The organism is Pseudarthrobacter sp. O4, assembly GCF_050157025.1.
Lineage (GTDB): Bacteria > Actinomycetota > Actinomycetes > Actinomycetales > Micrococcaceae > Arthrobacter.
Window position 1 is genome coordinate 863,975 of the sequence record NZ_CP189591.1, and the last position, 21,741, is coordinate 885,715.

The 21,741-nt window shown below is 67.9% G+C and carries 16 protein-coding genes and 1 pseudogene; 6 read left to right on the forward strand and 11 right to left on the reverse strand.

Annotated features, from left to right (window positions below):
* Positions 1-56: 56 nt before the first annotated feature.
* The 6 genes from smc to coaD all read right to left on the reverse strand — a co-directional run bounded on the left by smc (position 57) and on the right by coaD (position 7,028).
* Entirely contained in the window at positions 57-3,683 is a 3,627-nt protein-coding gene (gene smc, locus ACQCSU_RS03980; RefSeq protein ID WP_426978390.1) for a chromosome segregation protein SMC, read from the reverse strand.
* A gap of 116 nt (positions 3,684-3,799) precedes the next feature.
* The gene (gene mutM, locus ACQCSU_RS03985; RefSeq protein ID WP_426978391.1) at positions 3,800-4,792 is read right to left on the reverse strand and encodes a bifunctional DNA-formamidopyrimidine glycosylase/DNA-(apurinic or apyrimidinic site) lyase; all 993 of its coding nucleotides are present in this window, start codon (positions 4,790-4,792) and stop codon (positions 3,800-3,802) included.
* 7 nt (positions 4,793-4,799) lie between these two features.
* Complete coding sequence (gene rnc, locus ACQCSU_RS03990; protein ID WP_426978392.1) at positions 4,800-5,567, reverse strand: ribonuclease III; 768 nt, start codon at positions 5,565-5,567, stop codon at positions 4,800-4,802.
* A 21-nt stretch (positions 5,568-5,588) separates the two neighbouring features.
* The gene (rpmF, locus tag ACQCSU_RS03995; protein ID WP_009356569.1) at positions 5,589-5,792 is read right to left on the reverse strand and encodes a 50S ribosomal protein L32; all 204 of its coding nucleotides are present in this window, start codon (positions 5,790-5,792) and stop codon (positions 5,589-5,591) included.
* A 36-nt stretch (positions 5,793-5,828) separates the two neighbouring features.
* Complete coding sequence (locus ACQCSU_RS04000; protein WP_426979707.1) at positions 5,829-6,353, reverse strand: YceD family protein; 525 nt, start codon at positions 6,351-6,353, stop codon at positions 5,829-5,831.
* A 189-nt stretch (positions 6,354-6,542) separates the two neighbouring features.
* The gene (gene coaD, locus ACQCSU_RS04005) at positions 6,543-7,028 is read right to left on the reverse strand and encodes a pantetheine-phosphate adenylyltransferase (RefSeq protein WP_426978393.1); all 486 of its coding nucleotides are present in this window, start codon (positions 7,026-7,028) and stop codon (positions 6,543-6,545) included.
* Positions 7,029-7,180: 152 nt separating this feature from the next.
* Between coaD and ACQCSU_RS04010 the strand changes: the two genes are divergently transcribed.
* The gene (locus ACQCSU_RS04010; RefSeq protein ID WP_426978394.1) at positions 7,181-8,389 is read left to right on the forward strand and encodes an aminotransferase class I/II-fold pyridoxal phosphate-dependent enzyme; all 1,209 of its coding nucleotides are present in this window, start codon (positions 7,181-7,183) and stop codon (positions 8,387-8,389) included.
* A 4-nt stretch (positions 8,390-8,393) separates the two neighbouring features.
* The gene (locus ACQCSU_RS04015) at positions 8,394-9,188 is read left to right on the forward strand and encodes a spermidine synthase (protein WP_426978395.1); all 795 of its coding nucleotides are present in this window, start codon (positions 8,394-8,396) and stop codon (positions 9,186-9,188) included.
* A gap of 273 nt (positions 9,189-9,461) precedes the next feature.
* Here the strand turns inward: ACQCSU_RS04015 and rsmD are convergent, their stop codons facing one another.
* The 4 genes from rsmD to ACQCSU_RS04035 are packed head-to-tail and all read right to left on the reverse strand — an operon-like array spanning position 9,462 to position 14,473.
* Positions 9,462-10,067, reverse strand: a complete 606-nt coding sequence (rsmD, locus tag ACQCSU_RS04020) for a 16S rRNA (guanine(966)-N(2))-methyltransferase RsmD (protein ID WP_426978396.1) — start codon at positions 10,065-10,067, stop codon at positions 9,462-9,464.
* A gap of 30 nt (positions 10,068-10,097) precedes the next feature.
* Positions 10,098-12,356: an ATP-dependent DNA helicase RecG gene (locus ACQCSU_RS04025; protein WP_426978397.1), complete on the reverse strand. Its 2,259-nt coding sequence runs from the start codon at positions 12,354-12,356 to the stop codon at positions 10,098-10,100.
* Positions 12,346-13,425, reverse strand: coding sequence for a DAK2 domain-containing protein (locus tag ACQCSU_RS04030; protein WP_426978398.1), 1,080 nt, complete (start codon positions 13,423-13,425; stop codon positions 12,346-12,348). Before ACQCSU_RS04030 ends, ACQCSU_RS04025 begins: the two co-directional genes overlap by 11 nt.
* Before the next feature lie 22 nt (positions 13,426-13,447).
* Positions 13,448-14,473 carry a thiamine-phosphate kinase gene (locus tag ACQCSU_RS04035; RefSeq protein ID WP_426979708.1) on the reverse strand — a complete coding sequence of 342 codons (1,026 nt, stop codon included), beginning with the start codon at positions 14,471-14,473 and terminating at the stop codon, positions 13,448-13,450.
* A gap of 233 nt (positions 14,474-14,706) precedes the next feature.
* On the opposite strand from ACQCSU_RS04035, the gene wecB reads away from it, so the two are divergent.
* The 3 genes and pseudogenes from wecB to ACQCSU_RS04050 all read left to right on the forward strand — a co-directional run bounded on the left by wecB (position 14,707) and on the right by ACQCSU_RS04050 (position 16,872).
* Positions 14,707-15,849, forward strand: coding sequence for a non-hydrolyzing UDP-N-acetylglucosamine 2-epimerase (wecB, locus tag ACQCSU_RS04040; RefSeq protein ID WP_426978399.1), 1,143 nt, complete (start codon positions 14,707-14,709; stop codon positions 15,847-15,849).
* A gap of 316 nt (positions 15,850-16,165) precedes the next feature.
* Positions 16,166-16,318: pseudogene (locus tag ACQCSU_RS04045) on the forward strand (IS110 family transposase); the annotation flags it as partial.
* A 131-nt stretch (positions 16,319-16,449) separates the two neighbouring features.
* Positions 16,450-16,872, forward strand: a complete 423-nt coding sequence (locus ACQCSU_RS04050) for a YybH family protein (protein WP_426978400.1) — start codon at positions 16,450-16,452, stop codon at positions 16,870-16,872.
* 95 nt (positions 16,873-16,967) lie between these two features.
* Here ACQCSU_RS04050 and ACQCSU_RS04055 read toward each other — a convergent pair whose 3' ends face one another.
* Positions 16,968-17,636 (reverse strand): transposase, encoded by a 669-nt coding sequence (locus ACQCSU_RS04055; protein ID WP_426978401.1) that lies wholly within the window; start codon positions 17,634-17,636, stop codon positions 16,968-16,970.
* A gap of 577 nt (positions 17,637-18,213) precedes the next feature.
* Here ACQCSU_RS04055 and ACQCSU_RS04060 point away from each other — a divergent pair.
* Positions 18,214-21,552, forward strand: coding sequence for a discoidin domain-containing protein (locus tag ACQCSU_RS04060; RefSeq protein WP_426978402.1), 3,339 nt, complete (start codon positions 18,214-18,216; stop codon positions 21,550-21,552).
* The last annotated feature ends 189 nt before the right edge of the window (positions 21,553-21,741 follow it).

The following is a 21,741-nucleotide window of genomic DNA, read 5'->3' on the forward strand; positions in this document are numbered from 1 at the left end:
GCGGAGACGCCTGGGTCCGGGGAGCGGCCCGGGCCGCCGTCCGGGCAAAGCGGGTTTCAGACCTCCGCGCGGAGCCGCTGGCTGATGACCGTGGAGACGCCGTCGCCGCGCATGGTGACACCGTAGAGCGCGTCGGCGACCTCCATGGTCCGCTTCTGGTGCGTGATGACGATCAGCTGGCTGGATTCGCGCAGTTCCTCGAAGATGGTGATAAGCCGCCCCAGGTTGGTGTCGTCCAGGGCTGCCTCCACCTCATCCATGACGTAGAACGGTGAGGGCCTGGCCTTGAAGATCGCCACGAGCAGGGCCACGGCCGTCAGCGAGCGTTCGCCACCGGAAAGCAGCGAGAGCCGTTTGATCCTCTTGCCCGCCGGGCGGGCTTCGACCTCGATGCCGGTGGTGAGCATGTCCGACGGGTCCGTCAGGACCAGCCGCCCCTCCCCGCCCGGGAACAGCCGGGCGAACACGCGGACAAACTGGGCGGACGTGTCCGCGAAGGCTTCCGCGAAGACCTTCTGCACGCGCTCGTCGACTTCCTTGATGATGTCCAGCAGGTCCTTGCGGCTGGACTTGAGGTCCTCCAGCTGCGTGCTCAGGAACTGGTGGCGTTCCTCCAGGGCGGCGAACTCCTCGAGGGCCAGCGGATTGACGCGGCCCAGCGCGGAGAGGTCACGTTCGGCACGTTTGAGCCGTTTCTCCTGCTCTTCCCGGACAAAGGGCTTTCCTTCGACGATCTCGGCGCCGTCCTCACCGACGGGGGCTCGCAGGGCAGCCCATTTGTCCGCCGCTTCCCCGGCGGGCAGGGGCACGGGCTGGTCCGGACCGTAGTCGGCCACCAGCTGATCGGCCGTGAGCCCCAGTTCCTCGACGCTCCTGAGTTCCAGGCCCTCGATCCGCAGCCGCTGCTGGGCGCGGGCCAGTTCGTCGCGGTGCACGGAGTCGGTGAGTTCCGCGAGCTCGCGGGCCAGGGCGTCGGTACCGGTGCGGACCTCGGCGAGTTCGCGGTCCATCTGCTCCCGGCGCTCCTCGGCGCTGTCCCGCTCCTGCCGGGCGAGCTCAACGGAGACATCGATGAAGCCGAGCACCTGTTCGACGGCGGCGGAGACGGCGGCGGCGCGTTTCGCCTGGCGGCGGCGGCGGCGCGCGCGTTCGGCGGCTTCCTCGCGGGCGCGGCGTTCGGCGGCGGCAGCGCGTTCGAGCGAGGCCGCCCGGTTGGCGGTGGCCGTGAGTTGTTCCTCGGCGCTGCGCAGCGCGAGCCGCGCCTCCATCTCGGCGGCGCGGGCCTGCGAGGCCGCAAGGGCAAGGGCGTCGCGGTGCTCGGCGGACGGCTCTTCCTCGGCGGGCGTTTCCTGGGCGGCGGCCAGCCTCGCCGCCACCGCTTCGAGGGACGCCTGTTCCGTGCGGATGTTCGCCTCGGCCTTGGCGAGGGACGCGGCGAGCCGTTCACTTTCGCCGACGGCGCTGCGCAGCACGGAATTGAGGTGTCCCAGCCGCTCGGCCACGGCCGCGAGCCGGGCGTCCGAGTCGTGGAGTTTCTCCAGGGCGGCGTCCGCGCGGTCCTGCGCTTCGGCCCGCCGTGCCTGCGCTGCGGACAGCGCGAAGCGGTTTCGCTCCAGCCCTGCGGTCACCGCGGCCAGCCTTGCGGCGGCGTCGTCTACGGCGGCCTGGACCTCCAGCAGCGAGGGCGCCTTGGCGGAGCCGCCGCTGGCCGTCAAGGCGGTAAACACGTCCCCTGCCCGGGTGACGGCTGTCAGCTCCGGCCGTCCCGTGATCAGCTCCGCGGCGGCGTCGAGATCGTCGACGACGGCGATGCCCGCCAGGAGGCCGGACAGCGGCAGTTCGGCGATGGCCGTCGGGGACCCGGCGGAGGCGACAAGGCTTGAGGCCCAGCGAGCCCCGCCCGGCAGCCCGGCGTCCGGCAACCCGGCGTCCGGCAGCAAGATGTCCGGCTGAGCCGGGGCGTCCGGGGCCCCCGCTACCAGCAGCAGCGAGGCGCGGCCGGCGTCGTCGTTCTTCAATCGCTGGACCGCGGCGGCGGCGGCCTCCGCGTCCTGCACCACGACGGCGTCCGCGGAGGTACCGAGGGCGGCGGCGATGGCGGCCTCGAAACCGTTCTCCACCGTGATCATGGCCGCCAGGGACCCCAGCACGCCGGGCAGACCGGCGCCGAGCACATGGCCGGTGCCGTCCTTGCGGTTCAGGCCAAGCTGCAGGGCGTCGCGGCGCGCCACGAGGGCACCGCGTTCGCGCTCGCCCTCGCGCTCGGCCGCCTTGAGGGCGTCAATCTCGGCGATGACCGCGTCGAGGGCACCGTTGGCGTCCTCATAGTCGGCGTCGAGGGTTTCCTCGCCGTCCTCGACGCCGGCCACCTGGGATTCCAGGGCGGTGAATTCGCTCTGGGCGTGCCGGCGGCGCTCCTCCCCTGCCTTCTGGGACTCGCGGAGCCGGCCGAGTTCGGCCTGCGCCGACTCGACGCGGGACCGCGCCGCGCCGACCTGGCCGGCGAGTTTCGCCAGGCCCTCACGCCGGTCCGCGGCGGCACGGAGCAGGGCCGCGAGCCGCTTGTCCTCGGCGGCGGCCGCGTTCTCGGCGTCCTGCTTGGAGTCGGCAGCAGCGTCCAGCGCGCCGCGCCGGTCCAGGATCTGCCGCTCGAGGTCGGCCTGTTCCTCGCGTACCCGCGCGGCCTGCCGGTCCAGCTGGTCCGGGTCCCGGCCGGTGTCCGGGACCGAATCTGCCGCGCCCAGCAGCCGCCGGCGTTCCTCGGCGAGGGAGCCGAGGGACCGGAGCCTTTCGCGTCCGGCGGAGAGCTGGTACCAGTTGTCCCGGGCGGCGTTCAGCTTCGGCGTGGCCCCGGCCGCGAGCTGTTCCAGATCGGCCCGGCGCTGCCGGCCGTGTTCCAGCTCCCGCTCGACGACGGCGCGCCGGGCCTTGAGGGCTGACTCGTCGGCGACGTCCTGCTCCAGCGCGGACTGCAGCTGGACGAGATCGTCGGCGAGGAGGCGGGAACGTGCGTCGCGGACTTCGAACTGGACAGTCTGGGCCCGGCGGGCCACCGCCGCCTGCTTCCCCAGCGGGGTCAGCTGCCGCCGGATTTCCCCGGTGAGGTCGCTGAGCCGCTGCAGGTTGGCCTGCATGGCTTCGAGTTTGCGGACCGTTTTTTCCTTGCGCCGCCGGTGTTTGAGGATGCCGGCGGCTTCCTCGATGAAACCTCGCCTGTCCTCGGGCGTGGCATGCAGGACCTTGTCCAGCTGCCCCTGCCCGACGATGACGTGCATCTCCCGGCCCAGGCCGGAGTCGGAGAGGAGTTCCTGGATGTCCAGCAGCCGGCAGCCTGCGCCGTTGATGGCGTATTCCGAGCCGCCGGTCCGGAACAGGGTGCGGGAGATGGTGACTTCGCTGTAGTCGATCGGCAGGGCGCCGTCGCTGTTGTCGATGGTCAACGACACGTGGGCGCGTCCCAGCGGCGGCCGCCCGGACGTCCCGGCGAAGATGACGTCCTCCATCTTGCCGCCGCGGAGCGTCTTGGCCCCTTGCTCGCCCATGACCCATGCCAGGGCATCCACCACATTGGATTTGCCCGAGCCGTTGGGTCCGACCACGGCGGTGACGCCTGGCTCGAATTCGAAAGTCGTCGCCGAAGCGAAAGACTTGAATCCCCGGACGGTCAGGCTCTTGAGGTGCAAAGTGCTTCGGAACTCCTTCAGTGGCGGCAGTGCCGTGAATCTACGTGCCCAATCTACCCCGTGGACCACGGGAATCCGCGGATTTCCAGGGTTGCCGGTGCTGCTTGGCAGCCCGTCTACCAGCGGCCGTTGCGGGGCCTGGGCTGGCACACGGGGCAGGTGTAGGAGGACCGGTTCATGAACTGTTCCCGCTTGAGGATGCTCACCAGACCGGCGGCGGCGCAGCGCTTGCACTGCTGCCCTTCGCGGCCGTAGGCGTTGAGGGAACGGTCGAAGTAGCCGGAGGCGCCGTTGACGTTGACGTAGAGCGAATCGAAGCTTGTTCCGCCGGCGGCCAGGGCGTCCGTCATGACCTCCCGCGCGGCGTCCAGCACCCGCTCGGCGTCCGCCCGGCGCAGGGTGTCCGTGGGGCGTGCGTAATGCAGCCGCGCCTTCCAGAGAGCCTCGTCCGCGTAGATGTTGCCGATCCCCGAGACCAGCCCCTGGTCCAGCAGCGCCCGCTTGAGGCCGGTCTTCCGGGCCCGGAGGCGGCGGTAGAACTCGTCGAAGGAGAAGTACGGGTCCAGCGGGTCCCGGGCGATGTGCGAGGCTTCCTCGGCGATCAGCGGAAGCGGCGTTTCGGCGAGCCCGCCGGGACCGCCGTCGGACGTGGCGATCAGCGAGGTGAGGAACAGCCCGCCGAAAATTCGCTGGTCCACGAAGCGGAGCTGTTCCGGCATGCCCTCAGCCGGGCTCAGGCGCAGCCGGACCTTCAGGTGTTTCTCGTCCGGAACACCGGCGTCCTGCATCAGGAGCTGCCCGGACATGCCGAGGTGGGCCATGAGTGCCACGGCCGGCCGCGGGGGTCCCGATTCAGCGTCTCCCGATACGGCGGGTCCCGATACGGCGGTACCGTCCGGTGTATCGGCCAGCGGCAGCCACAGGAACTTCCCGCGCCGGACCACGTCCAGCACCCGGGCACCCTCGAGGTTGCCGGCGAAGTCCTCGGGACCGAGCGGGTGCCGGCGGACGGAGCGCGGATCCACCACGTCAACGGACGTGATGGTCCGGCCGCGTACCCAGCTCACCAGGCCGCGGCGGACAACTTCAACCTCCGGCAGTTCAGGCACAGCGCGCCTAGCTGTCGGTCTGGGTCAGCTGCCGCGTCTCCGAAGGCGTTTCGGGAACCGGTGCCGGGGGAACCGGTGCCGACGGTGCAGGGGGAACCGGTGCGGAGAGCCGGCGCCAGGCGTCCGCGGCGGCTTCCTGCTCGGCTTCCTTCTTCGAATTCCCCGAGCCGGTGCCGTAGTCCGTGCCGCCGATCCGCAGTATGGCCTCGAACGTCCGCGCGTGGTCCGGGCCGGAGCCCTCCACCGCGTAGTTGATGGTGCCCATCTGCCGGCTGGCGGCCAGCTCCTGGATGCTGGTCTTCCAGTCGGTGCCGGCGCCGAGGGCGGCAGCGTCCGCCAGCAGCGGCCCGATCAGCCGCATGACCAGCTGGCGTGCCGTCTCAATGTCGTTGGAGATGTAGGTGGCGCCGATCAGCGCCTCCATGGTGTCCGCCAGGATGGACGCCTTGTTCTTGCCCTCGGTGAGCTTCTCGCCCTGTCCGAGGAAGATGTATTCGCCCAGCCCGATGCTGCGGCCGATGCCGGCCAGTGCCCGGGTGCTGACGACGGCGGAGCGGCGCTTGGCGAGGTCCCCTTCCGGCAGCGTGGGGTTGTCACGGTACAGCGCGTCGGTGACGGAGAAGCCCAGGATGGAGTCACCCAGGAACTCGAGCCGTTCGTTGGTGGGAATGCCGCCATTTTCGTAGGCGTAGGAACGGTGTGTGAGCGCAAGACGAAGCGTCCCGGCGTCAATAGAGACACCGAGACGCTTCAGAAGCTCTTCAGTTGAAGACATCTTATTCAGCCTGTCGGCGGATTAGACGTCTGCGACCTTGCGGCCCTTGTATTCAAGGAACAGCGCGGTGCCAGCCGAGTCGGTAACGACCTTTGCCTGGTGCGGCAGGCTGTAGGTAACCTGGCCGTTCTCGACAGTCTTCACCAGGTGGGGGGCGGTTGCCTTCCACTGGGAGCGGCGGGCGCGGGTATTCGAGCGAGACATTTTCCGCTTCGGGACAGCCACGGCTAACTCATTTCTCTCTAGTCCAACACTTACAAATCAGTTTTGCCGGTCAGGCTTAGCCAAGTCGGCTAGGGCAGCCCAGCGAGGATCTACGATCTCGTGGTGATGCCCCGGCTCGTCTTCCAGGCGAACTCCACATTCGGAGCAAAGGCCCTGGCAGTCTTCCCGGCACACCGGCTGGAACGGCAGCATGGTTACAACTGCGTCCCGCAACACCGGCTCAAGATCGATAACATCGCGCTCGACTCGATATTGCTCTTCTTCGTCTTCTTCATCCGAGAATTCAGCATCCTCGTAGAAGAAAAGTTCTTGCACATTGACCTCGAGGTCATACGCAAGGGGATCCAGGCATCGGCCACATTCGCCGGTTACTTCGACGTTTGCGGTTCCTGATACCAGAATTCCTTCGTGTACGGCCTCCAGCCGCAGGTCCAGCCCGACATCCGAGCCTTCCTGCACGCCAATGAGCGCCACACCAAGATCACCTGGTGCGGGTACATGTTCCGTCAGCGTCCGCATGCTTCCCGGACTGCGTCCGAGGTCCTTGACGTCGAACGCCAGGGGCGAACTAGCATCTCGTTTAATGAGAACTCCTGTTGAACATATGACCGACGTACTATCTTAGCCTGATCTTCCGGACGGACTCAAACCGCGGATACGCCTGGGGCTCACACCGCAAACGGCTTTGGATTCGGGCCGCGCAACCGGCAGCAGGCCGCCGAGTACCGATCAAGCTTACCCTCTGTGCGCCTAATCCTGGACAGGCCCGCCCGCGTGCAGCCGTTTCAGCACGGATCGGGGCACAAACTCCGAGACATTGCCGCCCAGCGTGAAGACTTCCTTGATCAGGGTGGACGACAAATGAAGGTAATGGGCTTCCGCCGGAAGGAAGACCGTTTCGACGCCGGTGAGCTGCCGGTTCATGGTGGCCATCGGCAGTTCGTAGTCGAAGTCCGACGACGAACGCAGGCCCTTGACGATGGCGGACACACCCCGCTGGCGGCAGTACTCGGCCAGCAGCCCCTCCCCCACCGGCTCCACAACAATGCCGCGCAGGGACGCCAGGGTTTCCCTGGCCATCTCGATCCGCTCGTCCAGGCTGAAGCGGTACTTCTTCGCGTAGTTGGTGGATACTGCCACGATCACCTCGTCGAAGAGGCCGGCTGCTCTGGCGATCACTTCCAGGTGTCCATTGTGAATGGGGTCGAAGGAGCCAGGGCATACGGCGCGTCTCATGCTCCGAACCTACCGTATCCGCGCCGCCGAGCGGGATACCATGGCTGAATGTCAGCTTCCAGCAATCCTTTCGCCGTGGCCGGGGGCGTCGTGCTCGTCACGGGCGCCGCCAGGGGCATGGGCCGGCTCTACGCGCTCCGCGCTGGCTCCTGGTGACCGCCCCGCTGCGGTTCCCGTGGCAGCGGGCCGCCACCGGCGCCAACCTGCTCTCCGCCGAAGGCACCCTGGGTGTCACCATCTTTGAGGAAATGACCACGCTGGCGCTGCACACCGGCGCCATCAACCTGGGACAGGGGTTCCCGGACGAGGACGGCCCGGCGGAGATCAAGGCGGCCGCCCAGGCCGCGATCGCCGCCGGCTACAACCAGTACGCGCCGGGCAAAGGCATCATTGAACTCCGCGAGGCAATCTCCCTCCACCAGGAGCGCTTCTACGGCCTGACTCCGGACCCGCAGACTGAAATCATCGTCACCACCGGCGCCACCGAGGCCATTGCCGCCTCGCTGCTCGCCCTCGTGGGCCCCGGCGACGAGGTCCTCACCTTCGAACCCTTCTACGACTCCTACGGCGCCATCATCGGCCTCTCCGGCGCCCGCCACGTCACCGCGCCGCTGCTGGCACCGGACTTCATGCCGGATCTGGACGCCCTTGAAGCGGCATTCAGCCACCGCACCAAGGTGGTGCTGGTCAACAACCCGCACAACCCGACCGGAGCGGTGTTCCCGCGCGGGGTGCTGGAGCGCGTCGTCGAGCTGGCCGCGAAGTACGACGCCGTCATCATCACCGATGAAGTCTACGAACACCTCACCTTCGGCGTCCGCCACATCCCCCTGGCCAGCCTGCCCGGAGCGGCCGAGCGCACGCTCACCATTTCCTCGGCCGGGAAGACGTTCTCCTTCACCGGCTGGAAGATCGGCTGGCTCAGCGGCCCCGAACACCTCGTCGCGGCCGCCCGGACCGTGAAGCAGTTCCTCAGCTACAGCTCCGGCACACCGTTCCAGGGCGCCATCGCCGTCGGCCTCGGCCTGCCGGACGAGTTCTACGCCGGGATCGCCGACACGCTCCAGCTCAAGCGGGACATCCTCAGCGAGGGCCTCCGCGCCGCCGGGCTGGACGTCTTCACCCCGCAGGGGACGTACTTCGTGAACGTCGACACCGCGTCCCTGGGCATCTCGGATTCCGTGGACCTGGCCCGCCGGCTGCCGGCGCTCATCGGCGTCGCCGCGATCCCGGTGCCGGTTTTCTGCCACCCGGAAGGAGCCGAGCGCACCCGCAGCCTCCTGCGCTTTGCCTTCTGCAAGCGGATTGACGTCTTGCAGGAGGCCGCCGAACGGCTGGCAACCCTCCGGGACCGGCTCTAAAAGGGTGGCCGGAACACCGGCGGCGGCGTCGCGCTTTCTGCGGACCACGGGCCAGCACGCCACGATCGAGCCCGATGAATTCACCGAGGGCGGCTTCGTGCTCAGCATCGGCGGGGCCGAGCAGTCACACGTGAACCTCACCGACCCCTCGGACATCTTCTACGAGTACCTGCGCCGGATCGGGCACGTGGTGGACCTCGCGGCGCCGTGGGGTGGGCCCATCAGCGCCCTCCACCTCGGCGCCGGGGCCCTGACGCTGGCCCGCTACATCCAGGCCACCCGGCCCGGCTCCGTGCAGTACGCGGTGGAACTTGAGCGGGAACTGCTGGACTTCGTATTGCAGCAGCTGCCGCTGCCCGAAGGCATCCAGCTGCACACGCTGATCGGCGACGCCAGGGAGGCGCTGGCCGGGCTGCCTGCAGGACAGCGCTTCGACGTCGTGATCCTGGACATCTTTTCCGGCCCCGAGGCACCCGCGCATCTTGCCTGCACAGAGTTCTACCGCGAGGCCGCCGCGAAGCTGACCCCGCGCGGAGTGCTGATCGTCAACGTGGGTGACGAACCCGGGCTGACCCTGGTCCGGAGCCAGGTGGCCGCGCTGCGCCGGGCGATGACGGACGTGTCGGCAGTCGCCGAGGCCGGCATGTTTACCGGCCGGTATCCCGGCAACATCATCCTGACCGGCACGCAGACGCCGTGGCCGGAGGCGTGGACCGCGGCGCTGTTGGCCCGCGGCCCGCATCCGGCCAGGGTGCTGTCCGGCGTAGGGCTCGATGAACTCTCGGACCAGCCGGGCTGACCGGGCTGCTCCCCCGGGAGGACATGTCCAGTTCTCGCGCCCGGGACCGGACATAACCGGAATATGTCCATCCGCAGACCCCGGCGCGGGGCATGTCCGGGCTCGGGGGTGGCACGTCCGGACCAGGGGCGCGTCCGGTTCCAGGGCCCCCGAAGGACATGTCCAGGCCTCGCGCCCAGGACCGGGCATAACCGGTCTATGTCCATCCGCGAACCGCGGCGCGGGGCATGTCCAGGCTCCGGCGGCAGGTGCGGTGGCTCCGCCAGTGGCGGGCTACTGCCCGTCTTCCAGCACTACCTCCGGGACTTCCGGCACACTGGGCTCAGCGAACCAGAGCCGGGTCTCCCCGTACTTCCGTTCGGCAAACCGTTCCAAGCCGTCCGGCCAGGTGGGTTCGGGGCTCCGCGAGGAGCGTTCCACCACGACGACGGCACCTTCCGCCAGGTGCGGTGCGAGCTCGGCCAGCACGTCGGCCAGCGCGGGTTCCTCCAGCGGGTAGGGCGGATCCAGGAAGACAAGGTCCCAGCGGACAGCCTCCTGGGTCCGTTCGAGGAACGATTCGACCCTGGAGCGGTGCACCGAGACCACCTTGCGGCGCGCGACGGTGTTGACGAGGTCCGCGTTGCGCTGGCAGACCTCGCTGGCCTTGGCATCGAACTCCACGAGGTCCACCGTCCCGGCGCCCCGGCTGGCGCTCTCCACCCCCAGCGAACCGGAGCCGGCGTAGAGATCCAGCACGCGGGCGTCCGCCACGACCTCGAAGGCGTCCAGCCGGGAAAACAGCGCTTCCTTGACGCGGTCCGTGGTGGGGCGGGTCAGGGAGCCGGGCACGCTGACCAGCGTGGTTCCGCCCGCGGCGCCGGCGATGATGCGGCTCATCGCCGGGACCCCGTAGCTGCGTGGATTCTGCTAGCCGCGTTCAAGGAACGCCTCCTTCTCAGGGTTAAGGTATTCGTCGATTGCCTCGGCGAGCCCGGGGTGGCCCGCTAGCGACGGGTCGGCCGCCACGATCCGCTGGGCGTCCTGCCGGGCCCGGGCGATGATGTCCTCGTGTTCGAGCACCCGCAGGAGCTTCAGCGTGGACCGGCCGCCCGACTGGGAGGCACCCAGGATGTCGCCTTCACGGCGCAGCTTGAGGTCCTCCTGCGAGAGCTCGAACCCGTCCGTGGTGGCCGCAACGGCATCGAGCCGGCGGCGGCTGGGATGGCCGGGTTCCAGGGTGGTGACGAGCAGGCAGGTCCCGGGCAGGCCGCCACGGCCCACCCGGCCGCGGAGCTGGTGGAGCTGCGAGATGCCGAACCTGTCCGCGTCCAGGATCACCATGAGCGTGGCGTTGTGCACGTCCACGCCGACCTCAATGACGGTGGTGGAGACGAGGAGTTTGGTCTCGTTCGCGGTGAACGAGGCCATGGTCCCGGACTTGAGCGCAGGGTCCTGGCGGCCGTGCAGGGGCGCCACGGTCACCCCGGCGAGTGCCGGTTCGTCCCGCAACTGTTCGACGACGCCGGTCACGGACGCCAGCTCGCGCGCGCCGCCGTCGCCTGCGAGGTCGGCGGCGGACGGTTCGGCTTCCCCGGGACTGAAGTCGCCGTCGTCGTCGGTGCCGATCTTGGGACAGACGACGTAGACCTGGTGGCCGGCGTCGATCTCCTCGCGGGAGCGGGACCACAGCCGGGCGAGCCACGCGGGATGCTCGGCCAGCCCCACGACGTGCGTGGTGATGGGGGCGCGTCCCGCCGGGAGCTCGTCCAGCACGGAGGTTTCGAGGTCGCCGAACACGGTCATGGCCACGGTCCGCGGGATCGGGGTGGCGGTCATGACCAGCAGGTGCGGCGGCTTGCTGGCCTTGGACCGGAGCACGTCGCGCTGTTCCACGCCGAAGCGGTGCTGTTCGTCGACCACAATCAGGCCGAGGTCGTAGAAGGAGACGTTGTCGCTGAGCAGCGCGTGGGTTCCGATCACGATCCCGGCCGTTCCGGAGGCGGCATCCAGCATGGCCTGCTTCTGCGCCGCGGTGGGCATGGAGCCCGTCAGCAGGCTGACCTGGACGGCGTCGGCTCCGAGGCCGCCGAGCATCCCGTCCCGGGACAGCGGGCCGAGCGTGCGGCGGATCGACTCGAAGTGCTGGGCGGCGAGGACCTCGGTGGGTGCCAGCAGGGCCGCCTGTCCCCCGGCGTCGACCACCTGCAGCATGGCGCGCAGCGCCACGATCGTCTTGCCGGACCCCACCTCGCCCTGCAGCAGCCGGTTCATCGGGGAAGCCTGGCCGAGCTCTTCGGCGAGCGTCTTGCCGACGGCGGACTGGCCGGCTGTCAGCGTGAACGGCAGCTGGCGGTCGAAGGCGGGCAGCAGACCGCCGGCTGCCGGGCGGCGGGCGGTGGCCTCCTCGGCGGCGAGCTGGGCGCGGCGCCGTGCCAGTGCGGACTGGAGTACCAGGGCTTCCTGGTAGCGGAACCGGTCGCGGGCCCGCTGCCAGTCCGGCGGCGTCTGCGGGGCGTGGATCAGGCGGTAGGCCTCCGCGACGGGCAGGAATTTCTCCCGGGCGGCAATCTCCGCCGGCAGCGGGTCACCCAGGGCCTCGAGCTCGACGGTGTCCAGGAGCGTGGAAATCACCTTCTGGATGGACCAGCTGGTCAGCTTGGCCGTGGCCGGATACACCGGGATGGGCATGGCCGCGAGCTTTTCCGGATCCATCCCCGGCGTCTCAGGGTCCTCGTCGAGCAGCAGGAAATCAGGGTTGGTCAGCCCGAGCGCGCCGCCGTAGCGCGTGACCTTGCCGGAAAACATGGCGCGCCGGCCCGGCTGGAGTTCGGCTTTGGCCCGGAAGCCGTTGAAGAAGCTCACCTTCAGGGTGCCCGGCATCCTTGCTCCCGGGGGCCGGACGGCGCCGGCGGCTCCCCCGGCATCATCGGAGATCACGACGTCGGTCAGGGAGCCGCGGCGGGCGCGCATCTGGCGGGTGCTGTTGGAGATCACGCGGGCGATGAGCGTGACTTCCTCGTCGAGCGGGACCTCACTGATCGGGGTCAGCTCGCCGCGGCTGAGGTAGCGGCGCGGGAAGTAGTTCAGCAGCCCGCCCACGGTGGTGATGCCGAGGTGCTTCTCAATGACCGCCGCGGAGCGCTTGCCGATCCGGCGCTCCAGGCCGAGGTCCAGTTCAGCGTTCATGTCCGTCGGGGTCCCGCGGCTCAAATTCACGCGGGAGGGCGAGTTCGCTGACGGAAAAGTCCGAGGGCTCGCCGAGCGATCGGATCAGGGCCACGGCCGGGCCGGCGTCCAGAACATGGACGTGGACCCGCCAGCGGTACTGGCCGGAACTGTCGGCCGCGGCGCCCACCTGGCTCATGATGACCGAGTCGCCCATCTCATCGAGCCGCTGGCGCATCATCGCGGCATCCAGCGGCGAGAGCGTGATGGTGCACATGACTTCCACGCCCTCGTCCCGGGGCATGGCGGCGTGGATGTGCGGATCCTGGACGTCGTAGCCGTGCAGGCCGTCGAGGAGTTCGCTCTGCAGTTCCTCGCCCAGGACGGCGGAGCGCAGGCAGTCAAGGATCAGCAGCATTCCGACCCCGCCGGCGTCCACCACATGGGCGGCATGCAGGGCATCGAGCTGGTCCTCGGTGTGGATCACCGCAGCCAGGGCAGCCTCGACGGCGGCATCCAGTGCCAGTCCGAGCGTGTGGTTGCTGTCGTCGCCGTCGTGCGCTGAGTCCACGGCGGCGGCGGCGCGGGCGGCGGCTTCCATGACGGACAGCATGGTTCCCGGCACGGGATCGCTCAGCGCGGACCAGGCCCGGATCTGGGCCCGGTTGAGGGCGGCGGCCAAGAGCGGGGCGCTCAGCCGGGTGTGGCCGGCGAGTGGCTCGGCTGCGGCGCAGAGGAAAACAGCGAACAGCGTCCCGGAGTTACCGCGGGCCTGCTCCATGGCGGCCTGGCCGGCCCGTGCCAGGACCGCGCCGACGTCGTTCTGGGCCGGACCGGGGCTCCCGAAAGCGGTTTGGGCCAGGTCCCCGGCGACCAGCGGGATGGAGGCGGTGTCGGCGGTTAAGGAGGCCGTGTCCATGGCCGTGCCCGTGGCTGTGTTCGTGCTTTGCAGTGCGTGCACCGCGGCCCGGACCGTCAGGTAAAGGTTGGTGCCGGTATCGCCGTCGGCGACGGGGAAGATGTTGATGGCGTTCAGGCGGTCGCTGTGGTTCCCTAGCGTTGTTTCTGCCTTGCCCAACCACCGCTTCATCGCTTGCGCGTTGGCGGCAATTTTAGTCTGCAAAGTGATCCCATCCCACGGTGTCAGCGGGCCGGCCCGCGATCTTGACGCCCGCGCTGTCCAGAGGTGCAGGGGCTTCTATCGAGCCTATCGCAGTGAAACCGGGAGGCAGCTGAAGGCCTGCGGGGAATGTGGCGAGCAGTCCGTGGTCTTCCCCGCCGCCCAGGACCCAGGCCAGCGGGTCAGTGCCAAGCAGCGTCGACGCCGGCAGCAAGGGAACGGCGAGTTCCTTCAGTGCGGCGGCGTCCAGGTTGAGCACCGCGCGGCTGGCTGCCGCCATGCGGCCGCCGTCCCGCACCAGGCCGTCGGAGATGTCCATCATCGCCGTGGCCCCGGCTTCCCTGGCCAGCGGACCGGCGGCGAGCGGTGGCCGGGGCCGGCATTGGGTGTCCATCAGGGCCCGCTGCTCCCCGCTGAGCGAGTGGACGCCGGTGTCCGATTCGAGCAGGGCAAGCCCGGCGGCCGCCCGTCCCACGGTTCCCGCCAGCGCCAGTGTGTCCCCGGGGCGGGCTCCGGAGCGCAGCACCGGTTCCCTGCCGTCCAGGGTCCCCAGTATCGCGACGCTGACAGCCAGCTCCCGCCCGCGGCCCAGGTCTCCCCCGGCCACGGCGCAGTCCGGGGCGCCAAGTTCCCGGATGCCGGCGGTCAGTCCGTCCGCGAAGTCCTCCACCCAGGAGACGGCCGTTTCCGGCGGCATCGTCAGGCTCACCACCATGGCCGTGGCGCGGGCTCCCATGGCGTTGATGTCGCTGAGGTTTTGCGCGGCGGCCTTCCAGCCGACGTCGTATCCGCTGGTCCGGTAACCGTTCTTCCATTCGAGCCGGAAGTCCTGGTCCGCCACCTGGGTGTCGATGCTGATCACGGTCCGGCCGTCGGGCACCGCCACGATGGCGGCGTCGTCCCCCGGGCCAAGCAGGACCGCCAGGTTGCCGCCGGTGCCGCGGTTGAGCCGGGGGAAGATCCGTTCGAGGAGCTCGGACTCGGAGAGCGCGGCAACGGTCAGGGAAGCTTCGGGCACGGTGGAGTCGGGCACGGTGGAGTCGGGCACAGTCGATTCAGGCACAGCCCTACGCTACCGCGGGGGCCGGACAACAGACTCACGGGACGGGACGGGACGGCAGGACCCCCCGGCAGGCACCCCGGCAGGATCCCCGGCGGGGTGGGGTCGCCGCGGACGCAGATTCACACCGCGTTGAGGGCGTCCAGTACGATCGATGGGTCAGCGGCCTAAACTCTTTCGGGGGAATCACCATGCCTAGTGTCATGCCAATTTTCGGGACCCGTCCCGAAGCTATCAAGATGGCCCCTATAGTTGCCGCCCTTCAGGAATCTGAGCATTTCGACTGCGTCGTCACGGTCACGGGTCAGCATCGCGAGATGCTCGATCAAGTCAACCAGCTCTTCGGCATTGTGCCGGATCATGATCTGAATATTCTGCAGCAGCGCCAGTCACTCTCCGCCATCATGACCCGGACCATCGATGGGCTGGACAAACTCTTCGCAGCCAACAAGCCAGACGTCGTCATCGTTCAGGGTGACACGACGACGTCCACCGCCGGCGCCATCGCAGCGTTCTACCATGGCATCCCCGTGGTGCACGTTGAAGCAGGCCTTCGCAGCGGAGACCTGTTCTCCCCGTTTCCGGAGGAGGCAAACCGCAAAATCACCAGTCAAATCGCCAGCCTCCACCTTGCACCCACAAGCGTGAGCAAGGCCAACCTCGTCGCCGAGGGAATCGACCCTGCCAACATCGTCATTACCGGAAACTCTGTCATCGACGCCTTGCTCACCACGGTCGGCAAGCAGATCCCATTCACGGACCCGCAGCTTGAGGAACTCGCTGCCAGCGGCAGGAAGATCCTCCTGGTCACCACCCACCGGCGTGAAAACCAGGGAGGCGCCATGCAGGGCGTGGGCCGGGCCCTGGCCAGAATCGCGGAAGCCGAACCGGATCTGATGATCGTGCTGCCGGCCCACAAGAACCCGGTGGTCCGCGAAGCTGTGCTCCCGGCGGTGGCAGGCTTATCCAACGTCATTGTGACCGAGCCGCTGGCCTACGGTGAATTCACCCGGATGCTTTCCCTCGCCCACATCGTCCTGACGGACTCGGGAGGTGTGCAGGAAGAGGCCCCCAGCCTCGGAAAGCCCGTCCTCGTCATGCGGGACAACACTGAACGGCCCGAAGCGGTCGACGCCGGCACCGTGGCCTTGATCGGGACAGACGAAGAGGTCATCTTCAAGGAAGTCGACCGTCTCCTGCATGATCAGGAACATTTTGACTCCATGGCCAATGCGGTCAATCCTTACGGCGACGGCCGCGCATCCGAGCGGACAGTCGCGGCCGTGGCCGCCATGCTAAACCTCGGTCCACGCCTCCCCGAATTCGGCCAGTAGCTGCGGGCCGGCTGACGTATCTTGAGGGGTAGCCGAGCCCCCAAGAGCGTGGGTCGAAAGGGTCTCCGTGGCTCAGGCGCCCTTCCTTTAGGCTTCTGCGGTGGCCAGGATCCCGGTGGTTTCCCGGTATTTGAAGAGTTTGAGCAGGTTGTGGCAACCCGCCGGGAGCTCCCGTTCGCGGGCGGCTTGCTCGAGCCCGTGGCGGGTATGGATTGCCCGAAGACCGGTTCAACGATCGCCTTGCGCGGCGCCTAGACGGCCCGGCCCCTCTTGGTTTTGAGTTTCCTCGCCCTGCGTTCCTTGGGTGTGGCGTTGGCCGGAATCCGTCCCCTACTACGACCGGAAACGCGGCGAAGGCAAACGCCACAACCAGGCCCTCGTCGCCCTCGCCAGGAGACGCTGCGATACCCTCTACGCCATGCTTCTAGACGGAACCCTCTACCAGCCGAGAACCACCGCAGTGACCTGATAGAACCCCAAGGCTCTCCATACAGCAGCCACCGCCCGATTGGAAGATTCAGGAGGCCGGTGACGGGCTGGGCACGGAGCCGCTAGGATTCGCATACCCCAGACGCCCCTATGAGTCAGAAGGTGGGACCAATGCATCTTGACGAGGTCATCGACCAGTTTCATCAAGCGGTAAATCAGTTTGCTAAAGGCGACCCGGAACCCGTCAAGGCCATTTTCTCCCACAGCGGGGATGTCTCCCTTGCTAATCCCTGGGGCCCTCCGGTGGTGGGCTGGGAGCGAGTATCAGAGGCCCTCGATTCAGCGGCGGCACGATTCAAAGATGGACGCGTCACCGCTTTTGATGCCCTCACCAAGCACGTCACTACCGATCTCGCATGCTTCCTGGACATAGAACACTGGCAGGCAAAGGTCGGAGGAGGCGACAAAATATCGCCATTCGATCTACGGGTAACGAGCATTTATCGCCTTGAAGGCGACACCTGGGCACTCGTGCACCGCCACGCAGACCCGATCACGACACCGCAGGCCCCGGACGCGGTGCTGCGAAAATAGCGCACGGGATTCACGCCCTCCGTTTCCACCCTGGGATGCAATGGCATGTGACCGGCCGGGCCGCCCATCCGCTCAGGGTCGTCCCACTGTCCCGGCTAACGCGGCCTAAGCAACAGTTGACTAAAAACATAGGGGCACCCCGTGTTTGAGCCGCCCGGTCGCGATGAAGAACTCGGTCCCACCGGCAGTCTCGATTTCCGTGACCTATTCGAGCTTGGCTGCTGAACAATACCCGGCATCTGGTCCATTGGGAGGGCATCTGTCCCACGCGCCGGGTGGTGTGTTCGATCATCGGGGCCAGTGGCCGCCTCCGTGCGGGCCTTCCGTACGGCTTCGTCCTCCATGGGACTTGCGGGCAGCGGCCAGTGCCGCAAGCCGCGATTCCCTGTCCACCAGAGCCTCCAGCAGCTCGTCCCGCGCTTGTCCCGTACCGGCTGTCCTCGGCCTCGTCCACGGCCTGGGCCAGGAGATCGCTGACCTCGTCGGCAACGATCCTCTGCTTCTCCGACAGCCTCGCGTAGCTCATCACGTTGCGGGAGGCGTTGACCCGCACCTTCGTCCCGTCCAACCCAGAGAGACCATGCCGCGGCACGGCAGAGCTCCTGGGCCCGGAGGACCACATTGCCCAACGCGGCCAGGTGACGTTGGCGGAACCGTCCAATGGACCGGAAATCCGGAACCTGCTGTCCGGCGAGCCAACGGAACGCGACCACGTCCTCACAGGCCCGTCCAACTCCCGTGAGGAGCGCACCCCGACGCAGCATCCGTAGAGCAGGACCCGGACGATGAGCCGCGGTTCGCACGGCGGCTGTCCCTTCGCCTTCGCATACGAGTCGTAGAACCGGGCCAGATCCAGTTCCTCGGCGACGATTTCGGCAATGAACCGGGCCAAATGTTTATGCGGCAGCCACTCGTCCAGCGACGGCGGCACCAGCATCACCGCGTCCAGCTGAAACGCCCATCGACAAGCGACGAGTATTCTCAGAAAGCGCCCTCGCGAGCCACCTTCCCGCCACCACGCGCAATGTCCGCGTCTGCCGCCCAAGGTTTTCCCAAGCTGCTCGGCCTAGCGTCTGTCTTGTCACTTAAGACCAGTGCCGCCAGGAGGCGCAGATGGATCGCAGAACAGCACCGATCCCCCTCCCCGTGACCAGGTCCCTTGCGAGGCACTCTAGCCATGGGCGCACGCGTGCTTCTTTCTGGCGGCCCCGCACCGCACTGATTCGATCCCTCATTTTGGGGCCGACGGCCGGCAGGCATCTGGCTGGCCGCGGCGGGCCGCGGGGGCCAGTGATCCTGGGGGCGCCGCTTGTTGGAATTCTCCGCGCGTCCACACTTCTGGTGACAGTCCTGCTGATCATGGGGTACGTGGCGACGGCTCCGCAAACCTCCTCGGGCGCGGCCGGATCGCACGTTCACTCGGCGGCGCTGCCGGCTCCGCAAGACTCCGCAGGCGTGGCCGGACCGCACCTGCACGTCCCCGAGGTGCTGCCGGCTGCCGCGACGGAGGCACTTCCGGCTCCAATGCCACGGACCGGGTGGACGGCTTCGTCCAGCGACGAGGAGATCTCCGGCCAGAACGGCCGCGCCAGCAATGTGCTCGACGGGGACGCCGCCACCTTCTGGCACAGCAAGTGGACCGCTCCTGCCGGCCCGTTGCCGCACACCATCACGATCGACACTAAGGCGACGCAAAGCATCTCGGGGTTCCGCTATCTCCCGCGTTCCACCACCGCGAACGGGCGGGTCGGCAGCTTCGAGATCCTGGTGAGCACCGATGGCACCACCTGGAGTGCCCCGGTGGCTCAGGGGACCTGGGCGGACAGCAGTGCGGAGAAGACGGTGACCTTCACCGCGGTCAGCGCACGGTACGTCCGGCTGATCGCAACCGCTGAGGCCGGCGACCGCGGTCCGTGGAGCAGCGCCGCCGAGATAAACCTGGTCGCCGGGCAAACCGCACCCCCTACCACCGAGATCAACCTGCTCGCCGGGCAAACCGCACCCGCTGCCGCCGAGATCAACCTGCTCGCCGGGCAAACCGCACCCGCTGCCGCCGAGATCAACCTGCTCGCCGGGCAAACCGCACCGGCTGCCGCCGAGCTCGTCGGCCAGTCGCGGGGGTCCTGGGGTCCGACGATCAACTTCCCGATCGTCCCGGTCGCGGGGGCGCTATTGCCCGGCAACAAGCTGCTGACCTGGTCCGCCTATTCCCCCACCGCTCACGGTGGCGACAGGGGCTACACCCAAACGTCCATCCTGGACCTCGCCACGGGCAAGGTGACCCAGGCCCAGGTGGCCAACACCGGTCACGACATGTTCTGCCCGGGGACCTCGATGCTACCGGACGGCAGGATCATGGTCAGCGGCGGCAGCAGCAGCACGAAAACCAGCCTGTACAACCCTGCGACGAACAAATGGAGCCCGGGGCCGGACATGAAGATCGCCCGCGGCTACCAGAGCAACGTGACCACCTCCACCGGCGAGGTGTTCACCATCGGCGGCTCGTTTTCGGGCGGTATCGGCAACAAGGACGGCGAGGTGTGGTCCGCCGCCGGCGGCTGGCGCAAGCTGCCGAATGTCCTGGTGGACAAGATCCTGACCGCCGACCCCCGTGGCGGCTACCGTTCCGACAATCACACCTGGTTGTTTGCCGCCCCCGGTGGCCGCGTGTTCCAGGCGGGGCCGAGCCGCCAGATGAACTGGATCTCCACCACCGGCAAGGGCAGCATCACCTCGGCCGGTCCGCGCGCAGATAGCCAAGACGCGATGAACGGCGACGCCGTGATGTACGACGTCGGAAAGATCCTCACCGTGGGCGGGGCGACCGCCTACGAGAAAACCCCGGCCACGGCGCGGGCGTACACGATCGACATCAACAACGGGGTCAAAGTGGCCCGGACCGCAGACATGGCCGTGACCCGGTCGTTCGCGAACGGGGTCGCGCTGCCCGATGGCCAGGTGCTCGTGGTCGGCGGTCAGGCCACCCCGGTTACGTTCACGGACACAGCCGCCAGGATGGCCCCGGAAATCTGGAACCCGGCAACCGGAAAATGGACCACGCTGGCCCCGATGGCCATCCCCCGGACGTATCACAGCGTCGGCATGCTGCTTCCCGATGGCAAGGTCTTCGTCGGCGGTGGCGGGCTGTGCAACACCTGTACGACCAACCATCTGGATGGCGAGATTTTCACGCCGCCGTATCTGCTGAACGCCGACGGCAGTGCACGCACCCGGCCGAAGATTGTGACCGCACCGGCCAGCGCCGCGACCGGCAGCACGATCGCCGTGACCACCGGAGCGCCCGTCACCAACTTCTCCCTGATGCGGATGAGCACCGTGACCCACACCGTGAACACCGACCAGCGGCGGATCCCGCTGACCGCAACTTCGGTGTCGGGCAACACCGCGTCGCTGACGTTGCCGGCGGACAGCGGCGTGCTGGTGCCGGGCAGCTATATGCTTTTCGCAATGGACGCCAACGGGGTGCCCAGCGTCGCCTCGACGATCAGGATCACCGTTTCGGCAGGTTCTTCGGGAGGTTCTTCGGGAGGTTCTACGGCAGGTTCTGCGACTGAACCAGGGACACAAATTCCAATAACGCCGTTCCGGGCGTTGGATACCCGTAAAGGTGCCCCGGTCGGTGCTGACTCGTCGGTGTCCTTCCAGGTCGGCGGCGTGAGCGGGATCCCGGCGAATGTCTCTGCCGTGACGTTCAACCTCACTGTGACCGAGCCCCGGTCCTTCGGCTTCGCTGCCGCTTATGCCTCCGGCGCTGCGCGCCCGAACGCTTCCAACTTGAACTTCGCCAGGGGCCAGACTGTCCCGAACTCGGTGACCGTTCCCGTAGGTGCGGACGGGAAGGTCACGCTCTTCAACCGCTCCTCGGGTACCACCCACTTCATCGCCGACGTCTCCGGTTATTACATTGCGGGCACCCCGACGGCGGCTGGTGCGTTCAAGGCCACCGCGCCGTTCCGGGCGTTGGACACCCGCAGCCGCACCGCGGTCGGTGCTGACTCGTCGGTGTCCTTCCAGGTCGGCGGGGCGAACGGGATCCCGGCGAATGTCTCTGCCGTGACGTTCAACCTCACCGTGACCGATCCCCGGTCCTTCGGGTTCGCCGCCGCGTACGCCTCCGGCGCAGCGCGCCCGAACGCCTCCAACTTGAACTTCGCCACGGGCCAGACTGTCCCGAACTCGGTGACCGTTCCCGTAGGTGCGGACGGGAAGGTCACGCTCTTCAACCGCTCCTCGGGTACCACACACTTCATCGCCGACGTCTCCGGTTATTACATCGCGGGCACCCCGACCGTGGCTGGTGCGTTCAAGCCCACAGCACCGTTCCGGGCGTTGGATACCCGCAGCCGCGCCGCGGTCGGTGCTGACTCGACGGTGTCCTTCCAGGTCGGCGGGGCGAACGGGATCCCGGCGAAGGTCTCGGCCGTGACGTTCAACCTCACTGTGACCGAGCCCCGGTCCTTCGGCTTCGCTGCCGCTTACGCCGGCACTGCGCGCCCGAACGCTTCCAACTTGAACTTCGCCACGGGCCAGACTGTCCCGAACTCGGTGACCGTTCCCGTAGGTGCGGACGGAAAGGTCACGCTCTTCAACCGCTCCTCGGGAACGACCCACTTCATCGCCGACGTCTCCGGCTACTACATCGCCGGCCCCCCGAAATGACGTGACAGCGCCTACGACGCGAGCGGTTCGATGATAAGTGATGGAACAGCAAACGTGCGCCAACACGCATTTTGTCCCGAGATTCCCGGACCATCAGCAAAGCACGGATGATGACGAAAGCTGCCACCAGCTAATCGTGAGGTCGGGAGATCGAGCCTCCCCACCGCTACCAACTAAGCCTTGATCCAC

Bases quoted from the DNA above. Each gene is read 5' to 3' on its own strand.
- rsmD (WP_426978396.1), bottom strand. From the start codon at position 10,067: ATGAGCCGCATCATCGCCGGCGCCGCGGGCGGAACCACGCTGGTCAGC.
- ACQCSU_RS04055 (WP_426978401.1), bottom strand. From the start codon at position 17,636: ATGCTGCGTCGGGGTGCGCTCCTCACGGGAGTTGGACGGGCCTGTGAG.
- wecB (WP_426978399.1), top strand. From the start codon at position 14,707: ATGCCTAGTGTCATGCCAATTTTCGGGACCCGTCCCGAAGCTATCAAG.
- ACQCSU_RS04030 (WP_426978398.1), bottom strand. From the start codon at position 13,425: ATGAAGCGGTGGTTGGGCAAGGCAGAAACAACGCTAGGGAACCACAGC.
- ACQCSU_RS04025 (WP_426978397.1), bottom strand. From the start codon at position 12,356: ATGAACGCTGAACTGGACCTCGGCCTGGAGCGCCGGATCGGCAAGCGC.
- coaD (WP_426978393.1), bottom strand. From the start codon at position 7,028: ATGAGACGCGCCGTATGCCCTGGCTCCTTCGACCCCATTCACAATGGA.
- ACQCSU_RS04050 (WP_426978400.1), top strand. From the start codon at position 16,450: ATGCATCTTGACGAGGTCATCGACCAGTTTCATCAAGCGGTAAATCAG.
- rnc (WP_426978392.1), bottom strand. From the start codon at position 5,567: ATGTCTTCAACTGAAGAGCTTCTGAAGCGTCTCGGTGTCTCTATTGAC.